Origin of the sequence: Paramagnetospirillum caucaseum, assembly GCF_000342045.1 — a bacterium.
Lineage (GTDB): Bacteria > Pseudomonadota > Alphaproteobacteria > Rhodospirillales > Magnetospirillaceae > Phaeospirillum > Phaeospirillum caucaseum.
The window spans coordinates 1-1098 of record NZ_AONQ01000174.1; the positions used below are offsets into that span (position 1 = coordinate 1).

Sequence of the window (1098 nt, forward strand, 5' to 3'; positions counted from 1 at the left end):
GTGCCTATTCGCTTAACGCCCATACCCACTACATGTAGGATGCCGCCACTTCCCCGAGTATAACTCCGCTTTGGTTGGCGCGGTCGCATCCCCGGCAAGTCCAAGGAGCGACCGGAAGGCATTGAACGGGTAGAAGCGGCGATTGAACCGGAAGGTAAACTCGTTGAGGTATGCCTGAAGGTGTTTGGCGCTGACACCGTGGTGGATGCCGTTGAGCCACGATTTCAGGTTTGAGAAGACCAGATGGACGATGGGCATGAACTCCTCCGACACCTCTGGGTCGCCGCATTGGGCAATTGCATGGTGGTCATAGCCGTCCTTACGCAGCCCGCCATAGCCACCCCAATCATCGGTGACGACCAGCGTGCCGCGTTCGACGGCACTCTTGACGAAACCGCCCAGCGCTTCGGCGCTACGGTCGGCGGCAATTGCCAGACGCACCCGACCGGCGTAGCGACCGTCGCGCCGATTGTCTTGGGCGGTGCCCGGTTCCCGGTGCCGCACCTCGACGGCGGCGGCCACCAGCACCTTGTGATGGACGCCCCGGCCCTCGCCACGCGTGCGTCCGCCCACCCACGTCTCATCCACCTCAACATGCTGATCGGGATGGCCGCCAATGCGGTCTTGGTCGGGACGGACCATGGCGGCGCGGAGCTTGTGGAGGATGCCGAACGCAGTCTCGTAGCGGGACAGTCCAAGCTGGCGCTGGAATTGGACGGCAGACAAGCCGGGCGTCTGGCTGGACACCAGATAGGCGGCCCAAAACCACGTCGAGAGTGGAATGTGGCTGCGCTCCATGACGGTGCCAACGGTCAGGCCAGTATTCTTGCGGCAGGCCCGACAACGCAGGATACCGGGGCGGCTTTCGAAGCGGAACGGCGATCCGACAACACCGCAATGGGGGCAGGCGAAACCGTCCGGCCAACGGGAGCGCTCCAGGTACGTGGCGCAAGCCGCATCGTCAGGAAAAAGCCGCTGGAACCCAGGAAGCGATTCCGGGAACGGGAGGTCAGCTCGGTCGAGAACGTCCATGGCACCGCCTATTCGCTTTGCACCCACTCTAGATGTAGTGGGTGTGGGCGTCAAGCGAATAGGCAC

1 protein-coding gene is annotated in these 1098 nt (G+C 63.1%); it reads right to left on the reverse strand.

Features of this window, described 5'->3' with window-relative positions:
- Window positions 1-12 precede the first annotated feature (12 nt).
- A complete protein-coding gene (locus H261_RS22860) occupies window positions 13-1032 on the reverse strand; it encodes an IS1595 family transposase (RefSeq protein WP_008622716.1) in 1020 nt (339 codons plus the stop codon).
- Window positions 1033-1098: the final 66 nt, after the last annotated feature.

Coding starts and splice junctions, on each gene's coding strand:
- H261_RS22860 (WP_008622716.1), bottom strand. CDS start 1,032: ATGGACGTTCTCGACCGAGCTGACCTCCCGTTCCCGGAATCGCTTCCT.